This is a genomic window from Streptomyces sp. NRRL F-5727, from assembly GCF_000719555.1.
Classification (GTDB): Bacteria; Actinomycetota; Actinomycetes; order Streptomycetales; family Streptomycetaceae; genus Streptomyces.
Genome location: NZ_JOGX01000030.1, coordinates 34,442 through 60,750, shown reverse-complemented (window position 1 = coordinate 60,750; position 26,309 = coordinate 34,442). Strand labels below are relative to the sequence as shown.

23 protein-coding genes are annotated in these 26,309 nt (G+C 73.2%); 20 read left to right on the top strand and 3 right to left on the bottom strand.

Annotation, left to right across the window (positions count from 1 at the left end):
• Nucleotides 1-63 precede the first annotated feature (63 nt).
• From IF73_RS0121205 to IF73_RS0121175, 7 genes are all read left to right on the top strand, one after another.
• On the top strand, nt 64-1,059 hold the full coding sequence (locus IF73_RS0121205; protein ID WP_031010390.1) for an ABC transporter permease: 996 nt from the start codon (nt 64-66) through the stop codon (nt 1,057-1,059).
• Nucleotides 1,059-2,018 (top strand): ABC transporter permease, encoded by a 960-nt coding sequence (locus tag IF73_RS0121200; RefSeq protein ID WP_031010388.1) that lies wholly within the window; start codon nt 1,059-1,061, stop codon nt 2,016-2,018. The genes IF73_RS0121205 and IF73_RS0121200 overlap by 1 nt, the downstream gene beginning before the upstream one ends.
• Before the next feature lies 1 nt (nt 2,019).
• Entirely contained in the window at nt 2,020-3,012 is a 993-nt protein-coding gene (locus IF73_RS0121195) for an ABC transporter ATP-binding protein (RefSeq protein ID WP_031010386.1), read from the top strand.
• Nucleotides 3,009-4,292, top strand: coding sequence for an ABC transporter ATP-binding protein (locus IF73_RS0121190; RefSeq protein ID WP_031010383.1), 1,284 nt, complete (start codon nt 3,009-3,011; stop codon nt 4,290-4,292). Before IF73_RS0121195 ends, IF73_RS0121190 begins: the two co-directional genes overlap by 4 nt.
• Before the next feature lie 69 nt (nt 4,293-4,361).
• The gene (locus IF73_RS0121185; RefSeq protein ID WP_031010380.1) at nt 4,362-5,039 is read left to right on the top strand and encodes a trimeric intracellular cation channel family protein; all 678 of its coding nucleotides are present in this window, start codon (nt 4,362-4,364) and stop codon (nt 5,037-5,039) included.
• 22 nt (nt 5,040-5,061) lie between these two features.
• Nucleotides 5,062-5,925, top strand: coding sequence for a thioesterase family protein (locus tag IF73_RS0121180; protein WP_031010378.1), 864 nt, complete (start codon nt 5,062-5,064; stop codon nt 5,923-5,925).
• 70 nt (nt 5,926-5,995) lie between these two features.
• On the top strand, nt 5,996-7,159 hold the full coding sequence (locus IF73_RS0121175) for a cysteine desulfurase family protein (RefSeq protein WP_031010376.1): 1,164 nt from the start codon (nt 5,996-5,998) through the stop codon (nt 7,157-7,159).
• Between the two features lie 25 nt (nt 7,160-7,184).
• Here IF73_RS0121175 and IF73_RS0121170 read toward each other — a convergent pair whose 3' ends face one another.
• Nucleotides 7,185-7,850 carry an N-acetylmuramoyl-L-alanine amidase gene (locus tag IF73_RS0121170; protein WP_037879920.1) on the bottom strand — a complete coding sequence of 222 codons (666 nt, stop codon included), beginning with the start codon at nt 7,848-7,850 and terminating at the stop codon, nt 7,185-7,187.
• A 60-nt stretch (nt 7,851-7,910) separates the two neighbouring features.
• On the opposite strand from IF73_RS0121170, the gene mnmA reads away from it, so the two are divergent.
• Nucleotides 7,911-9,035: a tRNA 2-thiouridine(34) synthase MnmA gene (gene mnmA, locus IF73_RS0121165; RefSeq protein WP_031010372.1), complete on the top strand. Its 1,125-nt coding sequence runs from the start codon at nt 7,911-7,913 to the stop codon at nt 9,033-9,035.
• Nucleotides 9,036-9,048: 13 nt separating this feature from the next.
• Here mnmA and IF73_RS0121160 read toward each other — a convergent pair whose 3' ends face one another.
• Nucleotides 9,049-9,612, bottom strand: coding sequence for an alpha/beta fold hydrolase (locus IF73_RS0121160; protein WP_031010370.1), 564 nt, complete (start codon nt 9,610-9,612; stop codon nt 9,049-9,051).
• A gap of 97 nt (nt 9,613-9,709) precedes the next feature.
• Here IF73_RS0121160 and IF73_RS0121155 point away from each other — a divergent pair, with 97 nt between their 5' ends.
• From IF73_RS0121155 to gatB, 9 genes are all read left to right on the top strand, one after another.
• Nucleotides 9,710-10,249 carry a TIGR00730 family Rossman fold protein gene (locus tag IF73_RS0121155; RefSeq protein WP_031010369.1) on the top strand — a complete coding sequence of 180 codons (540 nt, stop codon included), beginning with the start codon at nt 9,710-9,712 and terminating at the stop codon, nt 10,247-10,249.
• A gap of 7 nt (nt 10,250-10,256) precedes the next feature.
• Nucleotides 10,257-10,955 carry an SDR family oxidoreductase gene (locus IF73_RS0121150; RefSeq protein ID WP_031010367.1) on the top strand — a complete coding sequence of 233 codons (699 nt, stop codon included), beginning with the start codon at nt 10,257-10,259 and terminating at the stop codon, nt 10,953-10,955.
• Nucleotides 10,956-10,964: 9 nt separating this feature from the next.
• Nucleotides 10,965-11,963, top strand: a complete 999-nt coding sequence (locus IF73_RS0121145; protein ID WP_031010366.1) for a methionine synthase — start codon at nt 10,965-10,967, stop codon at nt 11,961-11,963.
• Nucleotides 11,964-11,996: 33 nt separating this feature from the next.
• On the top strand, nt 11,997-14,198 hold the full coding sequence (gene ligA, locus IF73_RS0121140; RefSeq protein ID WP_051717097.1) for an NAD-dependent DNA ligase LigA: 2,202 nt from the start codon (nt 11,997-11,999) through the stop codon (nt 14,196-14,198).
• A 320-nt stretch (nt 14,199-14,518) separates the two neighbouring features.
• A complete protein-coding gene (locus IF73_RS0121135; protein ID WP_031010363.1) occupies nt 14,519-16,630 on the top strand; it encodes a putative bifunctional diguanylate cyclase/phosphodiesterase in 2,112 nt (703 codons plus the stop codon).
• 109 nt (nt 16,631-16,739) lie between these two features.
• Nucleotides 16,740-17,036, top strand: coding sequence for an Asp-tRNA(Asn)/Glu-tRNA(Gln) amidotransferase subunit GatC (gene gatC / locus IF73_RS0121130; protein WP_030492502.1), 297 nt, complete (start codon nt 16,740-16,742; stop codon nt 17,034-17,036).
• A 2-nt stretch (nt 17,037-17,038) separates the two neighbouring features.
• Complete coding sequence (gatA, locus tag IF73_RS0121125; protein WP_031010362.1) at nt 17,039-18,532, top strand: Asp-tRNA(Asn)/Glu-tRNA(Gln) amidotransferase subunit GatA; 1,494 nt, start codon at nt 17,039-17,041, stop codon at nt 18,530-18,532.
• A gap of 5 nt (nt 18,533-18,537) precedes the next feature.
• Nucleotides 18,538-18,771, top strand: coding sequence for a hypothetical protein (locus tag IF73_RS0121120; RefSeq protein WP_031010360.1), 234 nt, complete (start codon nt 18,538-18,540; stop codon nt 18,769-18,771).
• Nucleotides 18,772-18,787: 16 nt separating this feature from the next.
• Nucleotides 18,788-20,299, top strand: coding sequence for an Asp-tRNA(Asn)/Glu-tRNA(Gln) amidotransferase subunit GatB (gene gatB, locus IF73_RS0121115; RefSeq protein ID WP_031010357.1), 1,512 nt, complete (start codon nt 18,788-18,790; stop codon nt 20,297-20,299).
• A 76-nt stretch (nt 20,300-20,375) separates the two neighbouring features.
• Here the strand turns inward: gatB and IF73_RS0121110 are convergent, their stop codons facing one another.
• Nucleotides 20,376-22,382, bottom strand: coding sequence for a protein kinase domain-containing protein (locus IF73_RS0121110; RefSeq protein WP_063833460.1), 2,007 nt, complete (start codon nt 22,380-22,382; stop codon nt 20,376-20,378).
• Between the two features lie 771 nt (nt 22,383-23,153).
• Between IF73_RS0121110 and IF73_RS0121105 the strand changes: the two genes are divergently transcribed.
• From IF73_RS0121105 to IF73_RS41500, 3 genes are all read left to right on the top strand, one after another.
• Nucleotides 23,154-25,397 (top strand): MMPL family transporter, encoded by a 2,244-nt coding sequence (locus tag IF73_RS0121105; RefSeq protein WP_031010352.1) that lies wholly within the window; start codon nt 23,154-23,156, stop codon nt 25,395-25,397.
• Entirely contained in the window at nt 25,375-25,932 is a 558-nt protein-coding gene (locus IF73_RS0121100; protein WP_031010349.1) for a GNAT family N-acetyltransferase, read from the top strand. The genes IF73_RS0121105 and IF73_RS0121100 overlap by 23 nt, the downstream gene beginning before the upstream one ends.
• A 180-nt stretch (nt 25,933-26,112) precedes the next feature.
• Complete coding sequence (locus IF73_RS41500; RefSeq protein ID WP_199806685.1) at nt 26,113-26,286, top strand: hypothetical protein; 174 nt, start codon at nt 26,113-26,115, stop codon at nt 26,284-26,286.
• Nucleotides 26,287-26,309 lie beyond the last annotated feature (23 nt).

Genomic DNA, 26,309 nt, shown 5'->3' with positions numbered 1-26,309 from the left:
CGTTCCTCCCGTGACCGGGCGTCCGCGCATCCACCCTCCATACGCAAGAAAGGGGCACGCGGGGTGTTGCGACTCGTCGTACGACGACTTCTCCAGCTCATACCCACCCTGCTCGGCCTGTCGGTTCTGCTCTTCATCTGGCTGAACCGACTGCCCGGCGGACCCGCCTCAGCGATCCTGGGCGAGCGGGCGACCGAAGCCGACGTGGCGCGCATCAACCGCGCGCTGGGCCTCGACCAGCCGATCTACGTCCAGTACGGACGCTTCCTCAAGCGCCTCCTCGACCTCGACCTGGGCACCTCGGTGCAGACCGGACAGCCCGTCTGGGACGAGTTCGTGCTGCGCTTCCCCGCCACGGTCGAACTCAGCCTCGCGGCCATGCTCATCGCCACCGTCGTGGGCATCCCGCTCGGCTACCTCGCCGCCCGCAAGCGCGGCGGCTGGATCGACGTCGCCTCCGTCTCCGGCTCCCTGGTCGGCATCTGCATCCCGGTCTTCTTCCTGGCGCAGCTGCTCAAGGGCGCCTTCGGCGACATCTTCGGCACCTTCGGCCGCCAGTCCACCGGCATCGACGCCACCAGCGTCACCGGCTTCGCCGTCCTCGACGGCGTGCTGACCGGCGAGTTCGACGCCGCCTGGGACGCCCTCATGCACCTGGTGCTGCCCGGCATCGCCCTGGCCACCATCCCGCTCGCGGTCATCGTCCGCATGACCCGCGCCAGCGTCCTGGAGGTGCTCGGCGAGGACTACATCCGCACCGCCGAGTCCAAGGGCCTGGAGCGCCGGGTCGTCCGCGTCCGCCACGTGCTGCGCAACGCGCTGCTCCCCGTCGTCACCGCCATCGGCCTGCTCACCGGCAGCCTGCTCTCCGGCGCGGTGCTCACCGAGTCCGTCTTCACCTTCGGTGGCATCGGCTCCTTCATCCGGACCGCCATCGACGCCCGCGACTACCCGGTGCTCGTCGGCTTCATCATGTTCATCGCCATGATCTACGTGGTGATCAACATGCTCGTCGACCTCGCGTACAGCGTCATCGACCCGAGGGTGCGGGTGCACTGATGAGTCTGACCAACACTGCCTCCAAGATCGACCGGCTCGCCCAGCTCACGGCGAAGACCGAGACCGCCAGCGGCGCCAGCCTGTGGCGCGAGGCGATGCGCCGGCTGCGCGGCAGCAAGATGGCGCTCATCGGCGGCGCGATCATCGCCGGCTTCGTCGTGCTCGCGATCATCGGCCCCTGGATCGCCCCGTACGGCCCCGCCGAACAGACCTGGCGCGGCGAGGTCTTCTCCAACCGCGGCGAGTTCGTCGGCGCCCGCGCCGAGAACTGGTTCGGCCTGGACCACCTCGGCCGGGACCTGTTCTCCCGGATGCTCGTCGGCGCCCGCCAGACGCTGCTCGTCGGCGTCGTCTCCATGCTCATCGGCCTGCTGATCGGCGCCCTCGTCGGCGTCGTCTCGGGCGCCGCGGCCACCCTCGGCGGGAAGGCCGGCCGGCGGATCGACGACGCGATCATGCGCGTCACCGACATCCTGCTGGCGCTGCCCTCGCTGCTCCTCGCCGTCTCCGTCGCCGCCGTGCTGGGCCAGTCGCTCACCACCGTGATGATCGCCGTCGGCGTGGTGCAGATCCCGGTCTTCACCCGCCTCCTGCGCGGCTCGATGCTCGCCCAGGGCGGCAGCGACTACGTCCTCGCGGCCCGCTCGCTCGGCATCCGCAAGCGCCGGATCGTCTTCACCCAGATCCTGCCGAACTCGCTGAGCCCGGTGATCGTCCAGGCGACGCTCAGCCTCGCCACCGCCATCATCGAGGCCGCGGCCCTCTCCTACCTCGGACTCGGCAACCCCGACCCCGCGGTGCCGGAGTGGGGCGTCATGCTCTCCGCGGCCCAGCGCTTCTTCGACAACGAGCCGATGATGTCCATGTACCCGGCGGTCGGCATCGTCATCACCGCCCTCGGCTTCACCCTGCTCGGCGAGGCCATGCGCGAAGCCCTCGACCCGAAGCTGCGAGGCTGACATGGCACTGCTCACCGTGGACGAACTCACCGTCACCTTCGGCGGCCGCGGCCGCAAGGACGTCCGGGCGGTCAACGGCGTCTCGTTCGGCGTCGACCAGGGCCAGGTCGTCGGCCTCGTCGGCGAGTCGGGCTGCGGCAAGTCCGTGACCTCGCTCGCCCTCATGGGGCTGCTGCCCGCCAAGGGCGTCACCCTCGGCGGCCGGGCCGACCTCGACGGCACGGACCTGCTGTCGCTCTCCCCGTCGAAGATGCGCGACCTGCGCGGACGCGACATGGCGATGATCTTCCAGGACCCGCTGTCCTCGCTGAACCCGGTCGTCCCCATCGGGGTCCAGGTCACCGAGATCCTCCAGCGCCACCGCGGGCTGAAGGGCGAGGCCGCCCGCAAGGAGGCCGCCCACCTGCTCGACCGGGTCGGCATCCCCGACCCGACCCGGCGCCTCAAGGAGTTCCCGCACCAGCTCTCCGGCGGCATGCGGCAGCGCGCGCTCATCGCCATGGCGGTGGCCTGCGCCCCCCGCCTGCTCATCGCCGACGAGCCGACCACCGCGCTCGACGTCACCATCCAGGCCCAGATCCTCGAACTCCTCAAGGAACTGGTCGACCAGGAGGGCACCGCCCTGCTGATGATCACCCACGACCTGGGTGTCGTCGCCGGCCTCTGCGACCAGGTGAACGTCCTCTACGCGGGCAAGGTCGTCGAATCGGCCGCCCGGCGCGAGCTGTTCGCCCACCCGACGCACCCGTACACCCACGGCCTGCTCGGCTCCATCCCCCGGCTCGACGCCCCGCGCGGCGAGCCGCTCCACCCGATCCGCGGGTCCATCAACGACCAGATCGCCTGGGCCGACGGCTGCGCCTTCGCCCCGCGCTGCGACCGGTACGAGATGGAGTGCCTCACCGGCACGCCCGAACTGACCGAACCGCGCGCGGCCGGCCACCGCGCCCGCTGCGCGAACCCGGTCCTCGCCACGACGGAGGTACCGGCATGAGCCTGCTCGAACTCGACGGCGTGAAGGTCCACTTCCCCGTCAAGAAGGGCATCCTCTTCGACCGCACGGTCGGCCACGTCTACGCCGTGGACGGCATCTCGCTCAAGGTCGAGGCGGGCCAGACGTACGGCCTGGTCGGCGAGTCCGGCTGCGGCAAGACCACGCTCGGGCGGGCCGTGCTGCGGCTCGTGGACGTCACCGACGGCTCCGTCGTCCTCGACGGCACCGACGTGGCCAAGCTGCCGGAGAAGGAGCTGCGCTCCTTCCGCCGCCGCCTCCAGATGGTCTTCCAGGACCCGCTGGGCAGCCTGAACCCGCGCCAGAACATCGAGTCGATCCTCAGCGAGGGCATGGCCGCGCACGGGATCGGCGCGAACCAGGACGAGCGGCGGGAGCGGATCCGGGAGATCCTCGCCAAGGTGGGCCTGCCCGCCAACGCGCTCTCCCGCTACCCGCACGAGTTCTCCGGCGGCCAGCGCCAGCGCATCGGCATCGCCCGCGCGCTGGTCCTGGAGCCGGACCTCATCATCTGCGACGAGCCGGTCTCGGCGCTGGACGTCTCCATCCAGGCGCAGGTCATCAACCTGCTGGAGGAGCTCCAGGAGTCGATGGGCCTGACCTACCTGGTCATCGCCCACGACCTCGCCGTCGTCCGGCACATCTCGGACGTCATCGGCGTGATGTACCTCGGCGCGCTGGTGGAGGAGGCGACGAGCGACACGCTGTACGAGGAGCCGCTGCACCCGTACACCCGGGCGCTCATGTCCGCCGTGCCGGTGCCCGACCCGGAGGTCGAGGAGCGGCGCGAGCGGATCCTCCTCCGCGGCGACCTGCCCTCCCCGGCGAACCCGCCGGCGGGCTGCCGCTTCCACACCCGCTGCCCCTGGGCGCAGCCCCGGTGCGCGGAGGAGCGGCCGGAGCTCACGGACGCGGGCGACGGCCACAAGGTGGCCTGCCACTTCACCCAGGAGATCCGCTCGGGCGCCCTCCTCCCGGCGGGCGACCCCGCCCCGGCGACGGTCCCGACCCAGGCGACGGCGCCGGAAGCGGAGACGGCGGCGGAGACCGAGGCGGAGACCGAGGCGCCCGCGTCGCAGAAGGCCCCGAAGTCGGAGACGGCGCCGGAGCCGGAGACGGCGCCCGAGGCTGAGGCGCCCGCGGCGGAGGCCGCCGAGTCCGGGACGGCCCCGGAGCCGGAGGCCGCCGAGGGCGAGACGGCTCCCGAGACCGACGCGGCTTCCGAGGCCGGGGACGGTCCCGGGAAGGCCGAGGGCAAGTAGGGCTGCCGGAAAGGGCCCGTCCGCCGTGTGGCGGGCGGGCCCTTTCCGAACACACGGCACAATTGGCCGGTGCTCCACGATCTGTTCAGCCCGTCGGTCCAACACACGCTCGACCTCGTCGGGATCTTCGTCTTCGCCATCTCCGGCGCCCTCCTCGGCGTCCGGAAGAACTTCGACGTCTTCGGCATGGCCGTGCTCGCCGAGGTCACCGCGCTCGGCGGCGGTCTCCTCCGCGACCTCATCATCGGAGCCGTACCCCCGGCCGCCTTCACCGACCTCGGCTACTTCCTCATGCCGCTGGTCGCCACGGCCCTGGTCTTCTTCCTCCACCCCGAGGTGGAGCGCACCCAGACGATGGTGAACGTGTTCGACGCGGCCGGCCTCGGCCTCTTCTGCGTGACCGGGACGACGAAGGCGTACGACTACGGGCTCGGCCTCACCTCCTCCGCCGCGCTCGGCCTCGCCACCGCCGTCGGCGGCGGTGTGCTGCGCGACGTCCTCGCCAACGAGGTGCCGTCGCTGCTCCGCTGGGACCGGGACCTGTACGCCGTCCCCGCGATCGTCGGCGCCACCATGGTCGTCCTCTGCATCCGCTTCGACGTGCTGAACGCGTACACCAGCGGCACCGCGGTGCTCACCGCCTTCCTCCTGCGGCTGCTCGCCATGCGCTACCACTGGCGGGCGCCGCGCGCCTGGAACCGCCGGTCGTCCGCCCGCGAGGAGCCCGAAAAAGCTACCGCTCAGTAATCTCCTGTTGTACCTTCGGGGCATGAGCACGAGTACCGAGACGAGCCCGGCCCCGCGGACCGAGGCGCGCAGCGAGTTCGACCGGGACACCGCCGTCACCCTCCGGGAGCCCGGGGTCTACGACGCCGAGCTCTCGGCCGGCTGGACGATCATCCACGCCGTCAACGGCGGCTACCTCCTCGCCCTGCTCGGCCGCGCCCTCGGCGACCACCTCCCGCACCCCGACCCCTTCACCATCTCGGCGCACTACCTCACGCCGTCGGTGCCGGGCCCCGCCGTCATCCGGACCGAGACCGTCCGCACCGGCCGGACCCTCTCCACCGGCACCGCCTCGCTCTACCAGTACGCCGAGGACGGCACCGAGGTCGAGCGGATCCGCGTCCTCGCCTCGTACGGCGACCTCGACGCCCTCCCGGACGACGTCCGCACCAGCGCCGTCCCGCCCGCCCTCGCCCCGATCGAGCAGTGCTTCAGCGCCGCCGACAACCCGGCCCCGCCGATCCCCGGCTCCTCGGCCATCACCGACCGGCTCGACCTCCGCCTCGACCCCGCGTGCGTCGGCTGGGCGCTCGGCGCCCCCTCCGGCAAGGGCGAGATGCGCGCCTGGTTCGGCCTCGCCGACGGCCGCGAGCCCGACGCGCTCTCCCTGCTCCTCGCCGTCGACGCCCTGCCGCCGACCTCCTTCGAGCTGGGCCTCAAGGGCTGGACGCCGACCGTGGAGCTCACCACCCACGTCCGCTGCCGCCCCGCCCCAGGCCCGCTGCGGGTCTCCATCACCACCCGCAACCTCGCCGGCGGCTTCCTGGAGGAGGACGCCGAGGTCTGGGACAGCGCCGGCCGGCTCGTCGCCCAGTCCCGCCAGCTCGCCCGCGCCCCGCGCGACTGAGCCGGTACGCGGCCGTACGACCCCGGTGCGGAGGGGAGCGCCGTTCCGGGGCTCGTAGAATCGACCCACCATGGCTTACCTCGACCACGCCGCGACCACGCCCATGCTCCCCGAGGCGATCGAGGCGATGACCGCCCACCTCGCCGTCACGGGCAACGCCTCCTCCCTGCACGCCGCCGGGCGGCGCGCCCGGCGGACCGTCGAGGAGGGCCGCGAGACCCTCGCCGCCGCGCTCGGCGCCCGCCCCAGCGAGGTCGTCCTCACCTCCGGCGGCACCGAGGCCGACAACCTCGCGGTGAAGGGCCTCTACTGGTCCCGCCGGGACGCCGACCCCCGTCGCACCCGCGTCCTCGCCAGCCCCGTCGAGCACCACGCCGTCCTCGACGCCGTCGACTGGCTCGCCGGCCACGAGGGCGCCGAGGTGGAGTACCTCCCCGTCGACGCCCACGGCCGGGTCCACCCCGACGCGCTGCGCGAGGCGATCGCCCGTGACCCGGAGTCCGTCGCCCTCGCCACCGTCATGTGGGCCAACAACGAGATCGGCACCGTCATGCCGGTCCGCGCCCTCGCCGACGTCGCCGCCGAGTTCGGCGTCCCGCTGCACGCCGACGCCGTCCAGGCGGTCGGCCAGCTCCCCGTCGACTTCGGCGCCTCCGGGCTCGCCGCCATGACCGTCTCCGGCCACAAGATCGGCGGCCCCTACGGCATCGGCGCCCTGCTGCTCGGCCGCGAGCACACCCCCGTCCCCGTGCTGCACGGCGGCGGCCAGGAGCGGCACGTCCGCTCCGGCACCCTCGACGTCCCCGCCGTCGCCGCCTTCGCCACCGCCGCCCGCCTCGCCACGGAAGGGCAGGAGGGCTTCGCCCGCGAGATCGGCGCCCTGCGCGACACCCTCGTCACCGCCGTCCGCACGGCCGTGCCCGACGCGATCCTCGGCGGCGACCCGGTCGACCGGCTCCCCGCCAACGCCCACTTCACCTTCCCCGGCTGCGAGGGCGACTCCCTGCTCCTCCTCCTCGACGCCGCCGGCATCGCCTGCTCCACCGGCTCCGCCTGCACCGCCGGCATCGCCCAGCCCAGCCACGTCCTCCTCGCCACCGGCACCGACCCCGAGCTGGCCCGCGGCACCCTCCGCTTCTCCCTCGGCCACACCTCCACCGAGGACGACGTCCGGGCCGTCGCCGACGCCATCGGCCCGGCGGTCGAGCGCGCCAGGACCGCCGGCCTCAGCTAGGCGGGGCCGGGAGCCCCGGTCTCGGCTAGGCAGGCGCCGGCGGCTTCGTCAGCTCCTTCTTCACGAGGGTCAGATACCGGTCCCAGTCCCAGTGCGGGCCGGGATCGGTGTGGTCGGTGCCCTCGACCTCCACGTGCCCGATGATGTGCTCCCGGTCCACCGGTATCCCGTGCCGCCGGCAGATGTCCGCCGCCAGCCGCGCCGACCCCGCGTACATCTCCGCCGTGAAGTCCCCCGGCCGGTCCACGAAGCCCTCGTGCTCGATGCCGACGCTCCGCTCGTTCATGTCCCGGTTCCCGGCGTGGAAGGCCACGTCGAGCTCCCGGATCATCTGCGCCACATGCCCGTCCTTGCGGACCACGTAGTGGGTGGCCGCCCCGTGCAGCGGATTCCGGAACACCTTCAGCGCCGTCGCGTACGAGCCCTGCACCACATGGATCACCACCCGGTCGATCCGGTAGTCCTCCGGGCGGTCCGCCCGCCGCCAGTTCGCCTGGTGCGCCGCCGTCCACTCGGCCGCCTTGTGGTCCAGCTCCCCGTCCGTCCGCGGCTTCTCCATGCCCGGCAGCCGCCACCAGGCCCGCGCCAGCTCCTCGCGCGCCAGCACCGCCGTGCCCACCACGGCCGCGCCGCCGCCGAGCAGCACGGCGCGCCGGCCGACCCCCCGCTTCCTGCCGTTCTCGCTCCCCATGCTCCCCAGAACGCCGGTCCCGGCCGCGCGGTTCCCGCGGCCCCGTACCCTGGTAGGGCTATGACTGAGACTCCGCGCCCTCTTCGCGTCCTCGCCGCCATGTCCGGCGGGGTGGACTCCGCCGTCGCCGCCGCCCGAGCCGTCGAGGCCGGCCACGACGTCACCGGCGTGCACCTCGCGCTCTCCGCGAACCCGCAGTCCTTCCGCACCGGAGCCCGCGGCTGCTGCACCATCGAGGACTCCCGGGACGCGCGCCGGGCCGCCGACGTCATCGGCATCCCCTTCTACGTCTGGGACCTCGCCGAGCGCTTCCGCGCCGACGTCGTCGACGACTTCGTCGCGGAGTACGAGGCCGGCCGCACGCCCAACCCGTGCCTGCGCTGCAACGAGAAGATCAAGTTCGCGGCCCTGCTCGACAAGGCGCTCGCCCTCGGCTTCGACGCGGTCTGCACCGGCCACTACGCCACCGTGGTCCTGAACGAGGACGGCACCCGCGAGCTGCACCGCGCCTCCGACATGGCCAAGGACCAGTCGTACGTGCTCGGCGTCCTCGACGAGCAGCAGCTCGCCCACGCCATGTTCCCGCTCGGCGACACCCTCACCACCAAGGACGAGATCCGGGCCGAGGCCGAGCGGCGCGGCCTCGCCGTCGCCAAGAAGCCCGACAGCCACGACATCTGCTTCATCGCCGACGGCGACACCCAGGGCTTCCTCGCCGCCCGCCTGGGCAAGGCGGAGGGCGACATCGTCGACGAGTCCGGCACCAGGCTCGGCACCCACGAGGGCGCGTACGGCTTCACCATCGGCCAGCGCAAGGGCCTCCGCATCGGCCACCCGGCCGCCGACGGCAAGCCCCGCTACGTCCTCGACATCTCGCCCGTGAACAACACGGTCACCGTCGGCCCCGCCGAGTCCCTCGACGTCACCGCCCTCACCGCGATCAAGCCCCGCTGGTGCGGCACCGCCCCCGAAGGCCCCGGCCGCTACACCGCCCAGCTCCGCGCCCACGGCGGCGAGACGCCCGTGAGCGCGGCGATGGAGGACGGCGAGCTCCGCGTCACCTTCGACGAGCCCGTCCGCGGCGTCGCCCCCGGCCAGGCGATCGTCCTCTACGACGACACCCGCGTGGTCGGCTCGGCGACGATCGCGACGACGGTCCGCCGCACGGCCGCCGCGCCCGCGTAGCGGGGCGGCCCGCTCACAGCCCGTCGGACGCCTCCGCCACGAACTCCGCGAGCACCGGCGCCAGCACATGCGGCGCCACCTCGTGGGTCTGGCCGGTCAGCGTCCGGTGCCGGGCCCGCGGCAGCCGCGCCGACAGCTCCCGGGCCGCGCGCCGCACCGGCGCCGGGCTCGCGCCCCCGTCGACCACCAGCACGCGCGCGTGGACCTCCGGCAGGGGCCCGAGCGTGTCGTCGTACGGCGGCTCGAAGACCGACACCGCCCCCACCGGCAGCCCGGCCGCCGCGGCCGCCAGCGCCAGCGCGCCGCCCTGCCCGCTGCCGTGCACCGCCGCACCGGGGCCCGCGGCCTCCAGGACCGCCGCCAGGTCCTCGACCTCCCGCTCGACCGGCCCGGCGTCGCCCCGCACCCCCCGGTCGTACAGGAACACGGGGAAGCTCCGGGCCAGCAGCCGGGCGAGCGGCACCTCACCCGCCCCGCTCACCAGCACCACCGCGGGCCCGCCCGCGGCCCCCGTCCCGTACCGCTCGTACGCGATGGTCGTCCCGTCCCGCGAGACGACCGTCCTCACCTCGTCCATGGCAGGGCAGACCGGCGGACCCACCGGAACTCATCGCCCCCGCCCGGGATTTCCCGAAGAATCTCGGAACCCGCAGGTCACGGCATACCGTGGCGGCATGAACATCTGCGTCTTCCTCTCCGCCGCCGACCTCGACGAGCGCTACACCGCTCCCGCCCGCGAGTTCGCCGGCCTCCTCGGCAAGGCCGGCCACACCCTCGTCTGGGGCGGCTCCGACACCGGTCTGATGAAGGTCGTCGCGGACGGCGTCCAGGCGGCCGGCGGCCGGCTCGTCGGCGTCTCCGTCGACTTCCTCGCCGCCAAGGCCCGCACGAACGCCGACGAGATGACCGTCACCCGGGACCTGGCCGAGCGGAAGGCGCTCCTCCTCGCCAAGTCCGACGCCATCGTCGTGATGGTCGGCGGCACGGGCACCCTCGACGAGGCCACCGAGATCCTGGAGCTGAAGAAGCACGGCAAGCACACCAAGCCCGTCGTCGTCCTCAACACCGCCGGCTTCTACGACGGCCTCAAGGCCCAGTTCCGGCGCATGGAGGACGAGGGCTTCCTGCCCCGCCCCCTCGCCGAGCTGGCCTTCTTCGCCGAGGACGGGGCGACGGCACTGGCGTACCTGGAGAGCGAGATCGCCGCCCGCTGATGGGAGCATGGTGACCATGGCTACTCATGTGATCACCGGGGCCGGCTCCGGCATCGGCGCCGCCGTCGCGCGCCGGCTGCACGCGCGCGGGGACGAACTCGTGCTGCACGCGCGCGACGCGGCGCGTGCGAAGGAGCTGGCGGCCGAGTTCCCCGGCGCCCGCACGCTCGTCGGCGACCTGGCGGACCCGGACCGGCTCTCCTGGGCGTTCTCGCACCAGAGCCTGCCCGACCGGGTCGACTCGCTGCTGCACATCGCCGGCGTCGTCGACCTCGGCACGGTGGGCGAGCTGACCCCCAAGTCCTGGCACCACCAGCTGAACGTCAACCTCGTCGCCCCCGCCGAGCTGACCCGGCACTTCCTGCCGCAGCTCCGCCTCACCCAGGGGCACGTCGTCTTCGTGAACTCCGGCGCCGGGCTCCACGCGCACGCCGAGTGGAGCGCGTACGCGGCCTCCAAGCACGGCCTGAAGGCCCTCGCCGACTCCCTGCGCCACGAGGAGCACGCCCACGGCGTCCGGGTCACCTCCGTCTACCCCGGCCGCACCGCCAGCCCCATGCAGGCCAAGGTGCACCAGCAGGAGGGCAAGGAGTACGACCCCGCGAAGTGGATCGACCCCGAGTCGGTGGCGACCACCGTCGTGATGGCCCTCGACCTGCCGCGCGACGCCGAGGTCAACGACCTGACGGTCCGTCCGGGACGGTAGGGCAGGCACATGAGCGACACCCAGCTGTGGGGCCCCGCCACCGGCGTCGGCTCCCTGCCCGGAGGCGACGCCCGCGAGGCCGCCAAGACCGTCACCGGGTCCTTCGAGGACTTCCCCTTCCTCGCCGAACTCCCCGCCCGCGGCCCCGGCGCCGACATGATCGGCCGCACCCTCGGGCTGCTCGTCGACCTGTACGCGCACGTGGAGCCCAGCGGCTGGCGGATCAGCGACCGGCCCGGCCGCGACACCCGCCGCGCCCGCTCCTGGCTCGGCGAGGACCTCGACGCCCTGGAGGAGTTCACCCAGGGGTACGAGGGCCCGCTCAAGGTCCAGGCCGTCGGCCCGTGGACCCTCGCCGCCGCCCTCGAACTCCGCGGCGGAGAGGCCGCCCTGGCCGACCCCGGCGCCTGCCGCGACCTCGCCGCCTCCCTCGCCGAGGGCCTGCGCGAACACCTCGCCGACGTCGCCAAGCGCGTCCCCGGCGCCCGGATCGTGCTCCAGCTCGACGAGCCCTCGCTCACCGCCGTCCTCCTCGGGCGGATCCGCACCGCCAGCGGCTACCGCACCCACCGCGCCGTCGACCGGCAGGTCGTCGAGTCCGCCCTGCGGGACGTGATCGCCGCCCACGACGGGCCCGTCACCGTCCACTCCTGCGCCCCCGGCGTCCCCTTCGCGCTGCTCCGCCGCGCCGGAGCCGCCGGCGTCTCGTTCGACTTCGGGCTGCTCACCGAACGTGACGAGGAGCCCATCGGCGAGGCCGTGGAGGCCGGCACGAAGCTCTTCGCCGGTGTGGTGCCGTCCACCGACACGGCATTGTCCGACCCGGGCGGTAGCGTCATGGGTGTCAGGACGCTGTGGCGCAGGCTGGGGCTGAATCCGGGGACTCTCGCCGAGTCCGTGGTCGTCACCCCCACCTGCGGGCTCGCGGGCGCCTCGCCCGCGTACGCCCGGGCGGCGCTCGCCCACTGCGCCCGGGCGGCGAGATCGCTCGCGGACAACCCAGAGTGACCGGGTTCTGAAGGCACGGGAGGACGGACGAAGGTGGCAGTCGAACAGGGGGCCCTGCCCGACGGAGGGGCGGGCGTGCCCGCCGAGGCGCGCGAGAAGCACGCCGACCTGGCCGAGCAGGTCGAGGAGCACCGCTTCCGGTACTACGTGAAGGACCAGCCGGTCGTCAGCGACGCGGAGTTCGACCGGCTCCTGCGCGCCCTGGAGGCGCTGGAGGAGGAGCACCCGGAGCTGCGCACGCCCGACTCGCCCACCCAGAAGGTGGCGGGGCAGTACGAGACCGACTTCACCGCCGTCGAGCACCGCGAGCGCATGCTCTCGCTGGACAACGCCTTCGACGACGAGGAGCTGGCCACCTGGGCCGAGCGCGTCGCCCGGGACGTCGGCACCCCCGACTTCCACTTCCTGTGCGAGCTCAAGGTCGACGGCCTCGCCGTCAACCTCACCTACGAGCACGGCCGGCTCACCCGCGCCGCCACCCGCGGCGACGGCCGCACCGGCGAGGACATCACGCCCAACGTGCGGACGATCGCCGACATCCCCGAGCGCCTCCAGGGCGACCGGATCCCGGAGCTCGTCGAGATCCGGGGCGAGGTCTACTTCCCCATGGAGGCGTTCGAGGCGCTCAACGCCCGCCTGGTGGAGGCCGGCGACAAGCCCTTCGCCAACCCGCGCAACGCCGCCGCCGGCTCACTGCGCCAGAAGGACCCCAAGGTCACCGCCACCCGCCCGCTCCACATGGTGGTCCACGGCATCGGCGCCCGCGAGGGCTTCGAGATCACCCGCCTCTCGGAGGCGTACGAGCTGCTGCGCGAGTGGGGCCTGCCCACCGCCACGCACAACAAGGTGGTCGCCACCCTCCCCGAGGTGCGCGAGTTCATCGCGTACTACGGCGAGAACCGGCACTCCGTCGCCCACGAGATCGACGGCGTCGTCGTCAAGCTCGACGAGATCCCCCTCCAGGGCCGGCTCGGCTCCACCGCGCGCGCCCCGCGCTGGGCCATCGCCTGGAAGTACGCGCCGGAGGAGGTCAACACCAAGCTCGTCGACATCAAGGTCGGCGTCGGCCGCACCGGCCGCGTCACCCCGTACGCCCAGGTCGAGCCGGTCACCGTCGCCGGCTCCGAGGTCGAGTTCGCCACCCTCCACAACCAGGAGGTCGTGAAGGCCAAGGGCGTCCTCATCGGCGACACCGTGGTGCTCCGCAAGGCCGGCGACGTCATCCCCGAGATCCTCGGCCCGGTCGTCGACCTGCGGGACGGCACCGAGCGGGAGTTCGTGATGCCGGCCGAGTGCCCCGAGTGCGGCACCGCGCTGAAGCCGATGAAGGAGGGCGACATCGACCTCCGCTGCCCGAACGCCCGGACCTGCCCGGCGCAGCTGCGCGAGCGGCTCTTCTTCCTCGCCGGCCGCCAGTGCCTGGACATCGAGAACTTCGGCGCGGTGGCCGCCGCCGCCCTCACCCGGCCCCTGGAGCCGGCCGAGCCCCCGCTCGCCGACGAGGGCGACCTCTTCGACCTCACCATCGAGCAGCTGCTGCCGATCAAGGCGTACGTCCTCGACGCCGACAGCGGACTGCCCAAGCGGGACCCGAAGACCGGCGAGGAGAAGATCGTCACCGTCTTCGCCAACCAGAAGGGCGAGCCGAAGAAGAACGCGCTCGCCATGCTGGCCAACATCGAGGCCGCCAAGACCCGCCCGCTCGCCCGCTTCATCAACGGCCTCTCCATCCGCCACGTCGGCCCCGTCGCCGCCGAGGCGCTGGCCCGCGAGTTCCGCTCGCTGGAGCGCATCGAGCAGGCCACCGAGGAGGAGCTGGCCGCCGTCGACGGCGTCGGCGGGATCATCGCCGCCGCCGTGAAGCAGTGGTTCGCCGAGGAGTGGCACCTCGAGATCGTGCGGAAGTGGCGCGCCGCCGGCATCACCCTGGAGGACGAGGGCGCCGGGGAGGACGAGGGACCGCGCCCGCTGGAGGGTCTGACGGTCGTCGTGACCGGCACCCTGGAGGGTTTCACCCGGGATGGCGCAAAAGAATCGCTCCAGAGCCGCGGAGCCAAGGTCACCGGTTCCGTTTCGAAGAAGACCTCCTTCGTCGTGGTGGGGGAGAACCCGGGCTCCAAGTACGACAAGGCCATGCAGCTGAAGGTTCCGGTTCTGGACGAGGAGGGCTTCAAGATCCTGCTCGAACAGGGTCCCGAGGCCGCCCGGGAGGCCGCACAGCCGGTCGAGGAGTGACCGCCGGCCGCCCCTCCCCGCACCCCGGAAGCTCACCCGTTCGGCGCATACCAGATCGTTACGGGTGGCCAGGCCGCATTCGGGCAAGAGAGGGAGAGCGCTGCCCCTCGGCGCCCTCGGCGGCCTAGTGTGGTGACCGTGCGTCTCGTCCCGCACCGCCGCGCGAGGGTTCTGCGCGGCCGTGCGCCAGGACGAACGGCCCCGCGCCCTGCGCCCCGCCCCCGAAGCCGGCGGAGCAGGGCGGGGCGGCCGGACGCCACCCGGGCCGCCCCGCGGCCCATCGGACAGCGACGGCACCGCCGCCTGTGAGAGGGACGGGAATGGAACCGACCGAGAGTGCCGCCCCGGTGCCACGGACGCGCGGCCGGGTGCTCCCCGCGGGCTTCACCGGCCTGCCCGCCGCCGTGGTGGGCACGGCGGCCGCCGTGCTCGTCACCGGGCTCCAGCGGGCCCTGACCTCCGGGGAGCCGCTCTTCCCCGGCGGCGTCGCCGGCTGGTCCCTCGCCCTCCTCACCGGCCTCATCGTCGGCCACCTGGTCGCCCTCGGCCGCGAGCGCTGGTGGGGCGGCACCGGCTCCGGCGCCGCCCTCACCCTCGCCGTCCTCCTCCTGTACGGCTGGGTGCCCGCCGGGCTCGTCTCGCTCACCGTCGTCGTCCTCGTCAGCGCCGCCCGCCGGCACCGCTGGCGGCAGGGCCTGCTGCACGGCGCCGCCGACATCCTCGGCGTCGGCGCCGCCGCGCTCGTCCTCGCCGTCTTCGGCGACGTCCCCAGCGTCGACGCCCCCTGGCAGCCGCTCGACTGGGGGATCGCCGACGCCCCGGAGATCGTGCTCGCCGCCGGTGCGTACCTCCTCGCGACCCGCCTGCTGCTGTGGTACACGCTCGCGCCGCCCGGCCGCGGACTGCCCACCGTCGCCCGCACCGCCCTGCTCCGCCAGGGGCTCGTCGCCGTCGCCCTGCTCGGCATCGCCCCGCTGATCTGCGTCGTCGCCGACGCCTTCCCCGTCCTCCTGCCGCTCTTCGCGATCCCGCTGATCGCCCTCGACTCCACCCTCTGGATCGCCCGCGCCCGCGCCGAGGAACAGCTCCGCGACCCGCTCACCGGCCTCCCCAACCGCCAGTGGCTGCTGGAGCGCACCTGGACCGCGCTGGAGGACGCCGAGGGCGAGCAGGCCCGCGCCGCCCTCGTCCTCATCGACCTCGACCGCTTCCGCTCGGTCAACGACACCCTCGGCCACCTCGCCGGCGACCGGCTCCTCCTCCAGATCGCCGACCGGCTCCGCCTCGCCCTGCCGCGCGGCGCCGAGGCCGCCCGGCTCGGCGGCGACGAGTTCGCCGTGCTGCTGCCCGTCGCCGACTCCACCACCAGCGCCCAGCGGGTCGCCCGCCACCTCGTCGCCGCCCTCTCCTCCCCGCTCGACCTCGACGGGCTCACCCTCGTCCTGGAGGCCAGCGCCGGCGTCGCCGTCTACCCCGACCACGCCGCCGACGCCGAGGGCCTGCTGCGCCGCGCCGACGTCGCCATGTACCAGGCCAAGCGCGACCGCACCGGCGTCGAGGTGTACGAGTCCAAGCGCGACTCCAACACCCCCGACCGCCTCGGCCTCCTCGGCGACCTGCGCCGCGCGCTCGACGCCGGCGAGGTCGAGCTCCACTACCAGCCGAAGGTCCGCTTCGACGGCCAGGTGGCCGGCCTGGAAGCCCTCGTCCGCTGGGTCCATCCCGAGCGCGGAAAGGTTCCACCGGACGAGTTCATCGCCATCGCCGAGTCCTCCGGGCTGATGCCGCACCTCACCGAGTACGTCCTGGAGACCGCCCTCGCCCAGGTCGCCCGCTGGCGCGCCCAGGGCCTGGAGGTGCCCGTCGCCGTCAACGTCTCGCCGCGCGACGTCCACACCCCCGGCTTCGCCGGCGCCGTCGCCGCCCGGCTCGCCCGGCACGGCGTCCCGGCCGGCTCCCTCCAGCTGGAGATAACGGAACACGTCCTCCTGGAGGACCCCCAGCGCGCCGCCGACACCCTCAACGGCCTCACCGGCCACGGCGTCAAGATGTCCCTGGACGACTTCGGCACCGGCTACTCCTCCCTCGTCCACCTGCGCCGGCTCCCGGTCAGCGAACTGAAGATCGACCGCTCCTTCGTCGCCCGGCTGGCCGTCGACACCGAGGACGCCGAGATCGTCCGCTGCACCGTCGACCTCGCCCACTCCCTCGGCCTCCTCGTCGTCGCCGAGGGCGTCGAGGACGACGAGACCTGGGAGCGGCTGCGCGACCTGGGTTGTGACGCCGTCCAGGGCTGGCTGGTCTCCGCGGCCATGCCGCCCGCCGAGACCACCGCCTGGCTGCTCGCCCGCGGCGAGCACGGCTGGCGGCGGGCGGTCGACACCGCCCCCGTGACCGCGCTCGACCCGGCCCCCGGACACGTCGTGCAGTGACCCGTGGGGGTCGGACCGGGGGCCGTCCGGCCCGACCGTTTCACGGGGAGTGGTGCGGGCCCCATAGGATTGGGCCAAAACCATCAGACTCACCCCAGAGGATCGCTGCATGCCTGGCATCACGCGCGAGGAGGTCGCACACCTCGCTCGGCTGGCGCGTCTGGAACTCGCCGACGAGGAACTCGACCACTTCGCCGGTCAGCTCGACGACATCATCGGCGCGGTCGCCCGCGTCTCCGAGGTCGCCGAGCAGGACGTACCGCCGACCTCCCACCCGCTGCCGCTGACGAACGTCATGCGCGCGGACGAGGTCCGCCCTTCGCTCACCCCCGCGCAGGCGCTCTCCGGCGCCCCCGCCCAGGAACAGCAGCGTTTCAAGGTGCCGCAGATCCTGGGGGAGGACTGACCATGACGGACATCATCAAGCTCGACGCCGCCGAGATCGCCGCGAAGATCGCTTCCGGCGAGCTGACCGCGGTCGAGGTCACCGAGGCCCACCTGGCCCGCATCGACGCCGTCGACGAGAAGGTGCACGCCTTCCTGCACGTCGACCGCGAGGGCGCGCTCGCGCAGGCCCGCGCCGTCGACGAGAAGCGCGCCCGCGGCGAGAAGCTCGGCCCGCTGGCCGGCGTCCCGCTGGCCCTCAAGGACATCTTCACGACCCAGGGCGTGCCCACCACGGTCGGCTCGAAGATGCTCGAGGGCTGGATCCCGCCGTACGACGCCACGCTGGTCAAGCGCCTGAAGGCCGCCGACGTGGTCATCCTCGGCAAGACCAACATGGACGAGTTCGCCATGGGCTCCTCCACCGAGAACAGCGCCTACGGCCCGACCGGCAACCCCTGGGACCTCACCCGGATCCCCGGCGGCTCCGGCGGCGGCTCCTCGGCCGCGCTCGCCGCGTACCAGGCCCCGCTGGCCATCGGCACGGACACCGGCGGCTCGATCCGCCAGCCCGCCGCCGTCACCGGCACCGTCGGCGTCAAGCCGACCTACGGCTCGGTCTCCCGCTACGGCATGGTCGCCTTCTCCTCCTCCCTCGACCAGGGCGGCCCCTGCGCCCGTACGGTCCTGGACGCGGCCCTGCTGCACGAGGCGATCGCCGGCCACGACCCGCTCGACTCCACCTCCATCGACCTGCCGGTCCCGCCGATGGTCGAGGCCGCCCGCAACGGCTCGGTGGCCGGGATGCGCGTCGGCGTCGTCAAGCAGTTCCGCGGCGAGGGCTACCAGGCCGGCGTCATGCAGCGCTTCGACGAGTCCGTCGAGCTGCTGAAGGAGCTGGGCGCCGAGGTCGTCGAGCTGGACTGCCCGACCTTCGACCTGGCCCTCTCGGCGTACTACCTGATCGCGCCGTCCGAGTGCTCGTCCAACCTGGCCCGCTTCGACGGCCTGCGGTACGGCCTGCGCGCCGGCGACGACGGCAGCCGGTCCGCCGAGGACGTCACCGCCCTCACCCGCGAGGCCGGCTTCGGCCCCGAGGTGAAGCGCCGCATCATCCTGGGCACCTACGCGCTCAGCTCCGGCTACTACGACGCGTGGTTCGGCTCGGCCCAGAAGGTCCGCACCCTCATCACCCGCGAGTTCGAGAAGGCGTTCGAGCAGGTCGACGTGATCGTCTCCCCGACGACCCCGACCACCGCCTTCCCGATCGGCGAGCGCGCCGACGACCCGATGGCGATGTACCTCGCGGACCTGTGCACCATCCCGACCAACCTGGCCGGCAACGCCGCCATGTCGCTGCCCTGCGGCCTGGCGCCGGAGGACGGCCTCCCGGTCGGGCTGCAGATCATCGCCCCCGCCATGCAGGACGACCGGCTCTACAAGGTCGGTGCCGCCGTCGAGGCCGCCTTCGTGGAAAAGTGGGGCCACCCGCTGCACGAGGAGGCTCCGTCGCTGTGAGTGCCATGGCAAAGAAGGCCAAGAACTTCAAGAAGTCGAAGACCGGGATCTACGTCTCGCTCGCGACCACCGCGTTCGGTGCCGTCAGCGTCGCCAAGCAGGCCAGGCTGGCCCGCAACGACCACGACATGCTGCGCCTGATCGACTCCGCCGTGTCCGCCGCCGCCATCGTCACCGGCCTCGCGATCCTGTACCGCGAGCTGAAGCGCCTCGGCGACGACGACGTCCTGCTGGGCTGAGAGGGAAAGTTCCACCGTGACTGTCACTGAACTGCTGTCGTACGAGGCGGCACTGGCCTCGTTCGACCCCGTCATGGGCCTGGAGGTCCATGTCGAGCTCGGCACGAAGACCAAGATGTTCTGCGGCTGCTCGACCGAGCTGGGCGCCGATCCCAACGCGCAGACGTGCCCGACCTGCCTCGGCCTGCCCGGCGCGCTGCCGGTCGTGAACGAGATCGGCGTCGAGTCCGCGATCAAGATCGGCCTCGCGCTGCACTGCGAGATCGCCGAGTGGTGCCGCTTCGCCCGGAAGAACTACTTCTATCCGGACATGCCGAAGAACTTCCAGACCTCCCAGTACGACGAGCCGATCGCCTTCAACGGCTACCTGGACGTCCAGCTGGAGGACGGCGAGGTCTTCCGCGTGGAGATCGAGCGCGCCCACATGGAGGAGGACACCGGCAAGTCCACCCACATCGGTGGCGCGACCGGCCGCATCCACGGCGCCTCGCACTCGCTGCTCGACTACAACCGGGCCGGCATCCCGCTGATCGAGATCGTCACCAAGCCGATCGTCGGCGCCGGTGACCGCGCCCCCGAGGTCGCCAAGGCGTACGTCGCCGAGCTGCGCGAGGTCATCCGCTCCCTGGGCGTCTCCGAGGCGCGCATGGACAAGGGCCAGATGCGCTGCGACGTCAACCTGTCGCTGATGCCGAAGGGTTCGAGCACCTTCGGCACCCGCTCGGAGACGAAGAACGTGAACTCGCTCCGCTCCGTGGAGCGGGCGGCGCGCTTCGAGATCCAGCGCCACGCGGCGGTCCTGGAGTCCGGCGGCACCATCGTGCAGGAGACCCGTCACTTCCACGAGGACGACGGCTCCACCACCTCCGGCCGCATCAAGGACAACGCCGAGGACTACCGCTACTTCCCGGAGCCGGACCTGGTCCCGGTCGCCCCGTCCCGCGAGTGGGTCGAGGAGCTGCGCAAGGGTCTGCCCGAGCTGCCGCGCGTGCGCCGCAACCGGCTGCGCGAGGAGTGGGCCGTCTCCGAGCAGGAGATGCAGTCCATCCTCAACGCGGGCGCGGTCGACCCGATCGTCGCCACGATCGAGGCGGGCGCGGACGCGGCCTCGGCCCGCAAGTGGTGGATGGGCGAGCTGGCCCGCAACGCCAACGAGAAGGGCGTCTCCCTGGAGGAGCTGCCCATCACGCCGGCGGACGTGGCCCGGGTCTCGGCCCTGGTGGCCGGCGGCGACCTCAACGACAAGCTGGCCCGCCAGGTCATCGAGGGCGTCCTCGCCGGCGAGGGCACCCCGGACGAGGTCGTCGAGAAGCGCGGTCTGAAGGTCGTCTCCGACGACGGCGCGCTCGGCGCGGCCGTCGACGAGGCCATCGCGGGCAACGCGGCGATCGCCGACAAGATCCGCGGCGGCAAGGTCGCGGCGGTCGGCGCGCTGGTCGGCGCGGTCATGAAGGCCACCCGTGGCCAGGCCGACGCGGCGAAGGTCAAGGACCTCATCCTGGAGAAGCTGGGCGTCACCGAGGGCTGAGCCCTCCGGCCCGTACGCGCACGAGAGCGGCCCCGCACCGGAGTTCCGGTGCGGGGCCGCTCCTTCGTCGTACGGGCTACCGCTTGAGCATCGGGGCGGCGATGATCCCGCTGCCGGAGTCGGTGCAGGTCTCCTCGACCTTCAGGCGCAGCCGCAGGGCCCCGGTGATGTCCAGGGTCTCGGAGATCGGCTTGCCCAGACGCACCGTCTCGTTGAAGAGCGCGGGCTTGTCGTCGACGGAGATCACGACCCGGGCGGTCTCGACCTTCGAGCCGTCGTCGACGCCGGCGGTGAACTCGAAGGTCTTCCACTCCCGGTTCAGGTCGTACTCGACGTAGCCGCCGTAGTAGCAGTCGCCGATCAGGGCGGAGCCGTACTCCTTGGTGTTGATCTTCGCGCTGCCGATCCTGACGTTGTCGGGCTCGCTGACGGACGCGAGGGTGGTGAGGTCGGCCTCGGTCGCGTCCGGCACGGAGCCGGGGTCGACCGACGGGCTGCCGCTCTCGGTCGGCTCGGCGGTCGGCTCCTCCGTGGGCTCCTCCGTCGTCGGCTCCTCGGTGGGCGCGTCGGTGGTCGGCTCCTCGGAGGGCGTCTCGGCGCTCGCCGGCGCGGCCGTCGTTTCGGAGGGTCCGGCCTGGTCGTTCTTGCCGTTGTCGGCGTCGCGGTCGCCGAGCAGCCGGATGCCGACCACCGCGAGGACGGCGACCAGGAGGACACCGGCGACGGCGCCGATCAGCGGCCCCTTGCGGCGACGCCTGCGCGGCTCCGGCGACCGCTTCGGCACGGGGCCGGTCGGTCCGCCGGGCCCGCCGACGGTGGGCATCCCGGCCGTCGGAGGCCCGAACCCCTGCCCGCCGTAGCCCGGCCCGCCGTACGCGGGAACGCCGGCGGTCGGCGGACCGTACGCGCCCTGCCCTGCGTCGTGCCCGACGGGCGCGGGCGCGGAGACCGACGGCTGGACGGACTGAACGGGCTGGGCGGGCTGGGCGGGCGGGGGAGTGGGCGCGGCGTCCTGCACCGGCGGGGCGGGCGGCTCGGCCGGCGGGGGTCCCACGGGCGGGGCGACGGGGAGCGGCGGCACGGCCGGCGCGGCGGCCGGGCGGGGCGGGACGGCGTCCTGCGGAGCCGCGTCCTTCGGGGGCGCGTCCTTCGGGGGCGCGTCCCGCGGGGTCGCCGGACGGGAGGTCGTCGTGGTGGAGACGACCCCGTGCCGGACCTCCTTGACCCACGACGACAGCGACAGCGGACGCCTGTCCGCGTCCGCCGCCGCGATGGCGAGCACCCGCCGGCGCTGCTCCTCCGGCAGCCCGGCGATCTGCGGCACGGCGGCGAGCGCGGCCGCGAGCTGCTCCGGCGAGGCCGGCGGGGACTGGCCGCTCAGCAGGAAGTAGGCGATGGCACCGAAGGCGTACCGGTCGGTGGCCGGCGTCCGCTTTCCCTCGAAGATCTCGGGCGCCGCGTAGCCGGGGGTGAACCAGACCTCGGCGGTCTGGTGGTCGGCGGTCAGCTTGCTGAGGCCGAAGTCGACGAGGGTGGCCTGGCCGTGCTCGTCGACCATCACGTTCCCCGGCGAGAGGTCGCCGTGGACGACGGTCCGCCCGGACGGCGTGGCCTTGCCCGAGTGCAGCCAGTCGAGGACGTCCGCGAGCTGTTCGAGCGTCCGCATGACCTCGCGCCGCTCGGCCGGGGTGGCCAGGGTCCGCTCGGCGCGCCAGTCGCGCAGGTCGAGCCCGTCGACGTGGTTCATGACCAGCACGAGGGCCCGGCCGGTGAGCGTGCCGGACTCGCCGGGCGCGTGGATGGGCGAGCCCTGGAAGTGCTCGCGCACACCGACGACGCCGGGACGGCTGACGAAGCGCAGCAGCTCGGCCTGCTCGTTCCACTTGCGGCTGACCCGCTCGAAGATCTCGGGCGTGATCGTCGTCTTGGAGTCGAGGACCTTGACGACGACGGGTTCGGTGCCGCCCGCGAGCTCGATCTCGGCGAGGTAGAGCACCGCCTCCCCACCGCGTCCGATGGAGCGCAGCAACCGGTAGCGGTCCGGTGCGGAGTCAGGCCCGATGTGGTGTGCCGACTTGCTCAACGTTCCCCCAAGGCACAGTGAATGACAGGAAGTCAGCTTGCCGCCCGGGGGAGTCGGGGGTCAACCGAGGTGCGCGGCAGCCCCCCGCGCCGACGAAGGCGGCACGCACCGGCCACGACCCCGCCCCTTCGCACGCGCGCACGCACCGTGGCCCTTCCCCGGGCGGTTGCGGCAGGGCCGTCTTGGCTACTGTGAAGCGAGACGACCCGCGCGCGTGAGGTCCACGGGCCGTTCACAGGGGCCGAACGAGGGGGAGCAGATGTCCTGGGACGAGGGGGAACAGCTCAAGACCGACACCGCGTAGCGCCAGGTTTCCCGTACTGCCGCAGCGGTATCGACTGCCGTGGTCACGGCAGGTCTGCTGGCGAGCTGTGCGGCGAGTGAGGACGAGGCTGTCCCCAGTCTGCCCGAGCGCGTCTGCTGGAACATGCCCGGGAAGCGCGTCGGGCGGGGCGTGAGCGGCGGGCGCGTCGCGCGGGCCTGTGCGGCCGTCCTGGGGGCCGGCCCTCGATGCCCGCGGCGGACCCGACGTCCACGTGACCGTCGAGCGCAGGCACGACCGCTGCTCCCCGGACGGCAGGGCCCAGTCCCGACGCGGCGAAGGTGACCGGTGCGGCGAGCCCGGAGGCGTACTTCCGCAGAGAGCCGTCCTGCGCATGATGCCGCTCCCATCCCCCCGCGATCTGTGAGGATCGACACGAAACGGTCAAACGATCACGTTTGGCTGCGACAGTGGGCCGCGAGCACCGATCCAGGCAGGGAGCACGTCCTTTGGCAGCCATCGCACGGTGGTTCATCCGGCACCGCCTCGTCGCCGTCCTCCTGTGGGTTCTCGCCCTCGTCGGGGTCGGTGGCGCCGCCGCCTTCGCCGGCAGCGCGTACTCGAACGACTACGAGGTGCCCGGGACCGAGTCGGGGCGGGCCACCGCCCTGCTCGACCGCGGGTTCCAGGGGCTCGGCGGGGACACCGACACCATCGTCTGGCACACCGAGCGCGGCAGCGTCCGCGCCGACGCGGTCCAGGAGCGGGTCGGGCCGATGCTGGAGAAGGTCGCCGCGCTGCCCGGCGTCGCCGGCGTCGCCTCCCCGTACGGGGACGGTGCCGCGCGCGGCCAGGTCAGCGAGGACGGGCGGACCGCGTACGCCACCGTCACGTTCCGCGAGCAGGCCGACGACATCCCCGTCGAGCAGGCACGGGCCCTCGTCGACACCGCGAAGGCGGCCGGGACCGACGGGCTCCAGGTGGAGCTCGGCGGCAGCGCCGTCGCCCTCACCGAGGCGCCCGGCGGGCACATCGCCGAGGCGGTCGGCGTGGCCGTCGCCGCCGTCGTGCTCTTCCTCGCCTTCGGCTCCCTCGCCGCCTCCCTGCTGCCCATCGCGACCGCCCTGGTCAGCGTCGGCATCGCCTACTCCGGGATCGTGCTCCTCGGGCACGTGATGACCGTCGCCGACTTCGCCCCGATGCTCGGCATGCTCATCGGTCTCGGCGTCGGCATCGACTACGCGCTCTTCATCGTCACCCGCCACCGCAAGGGCCTGAAACGCGGCCTGAGCGTCGCCGAGGCCGCCGAGACCGCCGTCGCCACCACCGGCAGGGCCGTCGTCTTCGCCGGCGCGACCGTCTGCATCGCCCTGCTCGGCATGCTCATCCTCCGGCTGAGCTTCCTCAACGGCGTCGCCCTCGCGGCCTCCCTCACCGTCGTCCTCACCGTCGCCGCCTCGGTCACCCTGCTGCCCGCGCTGCTCTCCCTCATCGGCATGCGCGCCCTCTCCCGGCGCGAGCGCCGCAGGCTCGCCGAGCACGGCCCCCAGCCCGAGCTGCCCACCGGCTTCGCCGCCCGCTGGTCCGCCTTCGTCGAGCGCCACCCCAAGCTGCTCGGGGCCGTCGCCCTCGTCGTCATGACCGTCCTCGCGCTGCCGACCCTCTCGCTCCACCTCGGCACCTCCGACCAGGGCAACAATCCGGCCACCGCCACCACCCGGCAGGCGTACGACCTCCTCGCCGACGGTTTCGGCCCGGGCGTGAACGGCCCCCTCACCCTCGTCGCCGGCCTCGACGGCGCCGACGACCGGGTCGCCCTCGACCAGCTGCCGGACGCGCTGGCCGCCACCAGGGGCGTCGCCGCCGTCTCCCCGGTCACCTACAACGGCTCCGGGGACACCGCCGTCCTCACCGTCGTCCCCGACTCCTCCCCGCAGTCCAAGGCCACCAGCGAGCTCGTCGACCGGCTCCGCCACGACGTCCTCCCGGCCGCCGAGACCGGCACCTCCCTCGACGTCCACGTCGGCGGCATCACCGCCTCGTACGACGACTTCGCCGAGATCATCGTCGGCAAGCTCCCGCTCTTCGTCGGCGTCGTCGTCGCCCTCGGCTGTCTGCTCCTGCTGCTCGCCTTCCGCTCCCTCGGCATCCCGCTCAAGGCCGCCGCGATGAACATCGCCGCCGTCGCCGCCGCCTTCGGCATCGTCGTCGCGATCTTCCAGTGGGGCTGGGGCGCCGAACTCCTCGGCCTCGGCAGCGCCGGCCCGATCGAGCCCTTCCTGCCCGTGATCATGGTCTCGGTGCTCTTCGGCCTCTCCATGGACTACCAGGTCTTCCTGGTCAGCCGGATGTACGAGGAGTGGCTGGAGACCGGCGACAACCGGCGGGCGGTCCGGGTCGGCCTCGCCGAGACCAGCCGGGTGATCAACTCCGCCGCGGTCATCATGATCTCGGTCTTCCTCGCCTTCGTGCTCTCCGGCGACCGGGTCATCGCGATGTTCGGCATCGCCCTCGCCGCCGCCGTCGCCCTCGACGCCTTCGTCCTGCGGACCCTCCTCGTCCCCGCCCTGATGCACCTGCTCGGCGGCGCCAACTGGTGGCTGCCCCGGAGCCTCGACCGGATCCTGCCCCGGATCAGCATCGAACCGCCCGAGTGCCGGAGCGCCGCCGACGCCCGTGCGAAGATCCCCGGGCAGCGAGTGACGGCACCGGCCACGGAGGAGAACGAGGATGTTCGCGATATCGCTGGGTGACGACGGCGCCGAGCTGAGGCCCCTGGAGCCCTGGCAGGCGGAGGAGTTCCTCGCCCACATGGACCGCGGCCGGGAGTACGTCGGCACCCACATCGGCCTCGCCGACGTCGTCCACGACCTCGACTCCGCCCGCGCCTTCCTCCGCGGCTACGCCGAGAAGACCGCGAACGACGCCGGACGCCTCTACGGCATCTGGAGCGACGGCACCCTCGTCGGCGGCGTCATGTTCCGGACCATGGACGTGGCCGCCGGCAACGCCGAGGTCGGCTGCTGGCTGGAACCCGCCGCCGCCGGCCGCGGCCTGGTCACCCGCGCCTGCCGGACCATCATCGACTGGGCCGTCGACCAGCGGGGCATCCACCGCCTCGAATGGTTCGTCTCCTCGAAGAACGAGTCCAGCATCGCCGTCGCCCGCCGGCTCGGCATGACCCGCGACGGCGTCCTGCGCGAGCACTACCTCTACCGCGGCACCCGCACCGACACCGAGATCTGGTCCGTCCTCGCCCCCGACTGGCGCGCCGCCCGGGACGCCTAGACCCCCCGCCCGGGGAGCGTACGGACCCTCCCCGGGCGCCCTAAGGCACCCCCCGGACCTCCCTAAGGCCCCCCGCACCCCGAACATGCGGCACTCGCCCGATGCCCCGGCACCGGCTGGGCGACGAAGGTAGAGGCATCGCAAGGAGCGATACCGACACCACAGCCCAGGGAGCACCCCATGTTCGTCTACGAACTCCACCGCGCCGCCCACGCCGAGCTGGTCCGCGAGGCCGCCGCCCAGCGCCTCGGCCGCGAGGCCGCCCGCGCCGCCAAGGCCGCCCGCCGGGCCGGACGCCATGAAACGGAGGGGCGGGTGAGCACCGGCAGGGACCACTACGCCCAGGTCGCGTGACCCCGTATGGGTGACCCGCGGGG